The organism is Pseudonocardia sp. SID8383, assembly GCF_009864975.1.
In the GTDB taxonomy this organism is placed as follows: Bacteria; Actinomycetota; Actinomycetes; order Mycobacteriales; family Pseudonocardiaceae; genus Pseudonocardia; species Pseudonocardia alni.
Genome location: NZ_WWFY01000665.1, coordinates 1 through 2,324 on the forward strand (window position 1 = coordinate 1; position 2,324 = coordinate 2,324).

General features: G+C 77.5%; 3 protein-coding genes. All 3 read left to right on the forward strand.

The features are described 5' to 3' along the window. A partial coding sequence (locus GTW08_RS16315) for a helix-turn-helix transcriptional regulator (protein WP_161152172.1) occupies positions 1-371 on the forward strand: 371 nt, incomplete at its 5' end. Positions 372-414: 43 nt separating this feature from the next. Next, the gene (locus GTW08_RS16320) at positions 415-936 is read left to right on the forward strand and encodes an ArsR/SmtB family transcription factor (RefSeq protein WP_301548990.1); all 522 of its coding nucleotides are present in this window, start codon (positions 415-417) and stop codon (positions 934-936) included. Between the two features lie 11 nt (positions 937-947). Next, positions 948-2,324: serine hydrolase domain-containing protein (locus GTW08_RS16325; protein WP_161152173.1), on the forward strand; the 1,377-nt coding region annotated here is incomplete at its 3' end.

Below are 2,324 nucleotides of genomic sequence, written 5' to 3' on the forward strand. Positions count from 1 at the left end.
TCGCCGACCACGCCCGGGTCCTCGACGCGGTACGGGCCGGGGCGACCGGCGTCGCGACCGGTGCCGACCCCCGGGAGCTGGCCGCCGTCGCCGCCGCGGCCGCCGCCGGGCGTCCCGCGTTCTCCCCGGGGCTGGCCGACGTCGTCCTGGAGTCGGTCGCGGCCCCCACACACGCGGTGCCCGAGCTCAGCCCGCGCGAGTCCGAGGTGCTGCGGCTGGTGGTCGAGGGGCTCACCGCCAAGCAGATCGCGGCCCGGCTCGTGCTGTCCCCGCGCACGGTCGAGAACCACGTGCAGCGGCTGCTGCGCAAGTTCGAGGTGCCCGGCCGTGCGGCCCTCGTCCGGCACGCGATCGAGTACGGGCTCGCCTGAACGTCGTTTGTGCGTTTCCACGTACTTCCGTATTTTGAGGTGCGTGAGCGGCATCGAGGAGCGGCTGCGCGCCGTCGAACAGGCCGTCGTCGAGCTGCAGGAGGCCCTGCGGGCCGCCGACCGACCGGACGCCGTCGGGCCCGCGGACACCTCCGTCCCCGACGACGACGCGCTGTGGGCGCTGACCGGGCTGGAGGCCCGCAGCCCCGGCGCGGTGCTGATGGCCGGCAGCGTCGGGCTCCCCGGCGACGAGGGCACCGTCCGCTGGCAGTACGCCCGCCCGGGCGAGGTCCTGCTCGACGCCGACTGGCCCGAGCTGAGCGCGACCCTCGACGCGCTCGCCCACCCCGCGCGGCTCGCGATCCTGCAGCACGTGCTGGGTGGCGTGCACAGCACCGCCGAGCTGCTGGAACAGCCCTCGGTGGGCACGACCGGCCAGCTGCACCACCACCTGCGCCAGCTCGTCGCCGCCGGCTGGCTGGCCTCGACCCGGCGCGGCCACTACGAGGTCCCGGCCGCCCGGGTCGTCCCGCTGCTGGTCACCGTCCTGGCCGCGCACCGCTGAGAGGACCCGCCATGACCGCCACCACCTCCGCGCCCGCCGGGGTCGGACGCCGCATCGGGACCGTCGCCGCTGTCGCCGCCGTGTTGGCGGTGCTCGTCGGCGTGGTCGCCGGCCCCGAGCACCGACGGCTCGGGCCGCAGACCACCGGCGATCCGGCCCTGGCCGAGCGGGTCCGGGCCGCCGCGGGCGGGCACGGCGGCTACCGGTCGCTCGCCGTCGCCGAGGTCACGCCGACGACGGTCACCACCTCCGGGCTCGGCCCCGCGGACATCGGGGCCCCCTTCGAGATCGGGTCGGTCACCAAGACGTTCACGGCCGCGTTGTTCGCCGACGCGGTGACCCGCGGCGAGGTCCGCCCCGACGACCCGCTCGAGCGCGCACTGCCGGAGCTGACGGGCACCCCGGCGGGCGCGGTCACGCTCGCCTCGCTCGCCCAGCACCGCTCCGGGCTGCCGGCGCTGGGGGCGACCGCCGCCGCCCGGGCCCTGGCCACGACGGTGAACCTGAACCCGTACGCGTCGACGACCACCGCGCAGCTCCTCGACGACGCCCGCGCCGCCGCGGTCGACCCGCAGCAGCCGCCGACGTACTCCAACTTCGGCGTCGCGCTGCTCGGGACCGCGGTCGTCCGCGCCGCCGGCGCCGACGGGTACCCGCAGCTGGTCGCGGACCGGATCACGGGGCCCCTCGGCATGACCTCGACGAGCTTCGCCGCCACCGGCGCGCAGGTCCCGGACACCGCGGTCCCCGGGCACCGCGACAACGGCCGCCCCGCGCCCCGCTGGGCCGGCGAGGGCTACCTGCCTGCCGGGAGCTCCACGTTCTCGACCGTCGACGACCTCGCGCGCTGGGCCGCGGCCCAGCTCACCGGCGCCGCACCCGGCACCGGCGCGCTGGTCCCGACCGCGCAGGACGACCCCGGCACGTCGATCGGCTGGATCTGGGTCACCAGCGGGGCCACCGGCGCCGACGGCGCCCGGTACCCCTACGTCTGGCACAACGGAGGCACCGCCGGGTTCAGCAGCATGCTGGCCCTCGACCGCGAGGGCGGGCGGGCGGTCGTCGTGCTCGGCGACACCACCGCCGGGGTCGAACCGGTCGCCCGCACCCTGCTGTTCGGCACACCCCCGTCCGACGAAGGCGCGGACCTGCTCGCGTGGGCGCCGGCCGCGATCGCGGCGTTCTTCTCGCTGCTCGCGCTGCGCCGCGCGCTGCGGGAGGGTGCGCTGCTGCCGATCGCCGACGGCCTGCTGACCGCGGTGTTCGGGCTGGTGCTGCTGTGGAACCGGGGCCCGTGGGCCTCGGTCGGCGGCTGGGTGTGGGGGCTCGCGCTCGCACCGGCCGCCGCAGCGCTGGCGGTCGCGGTGCTGCGGGGCCGGGGGCTGCCG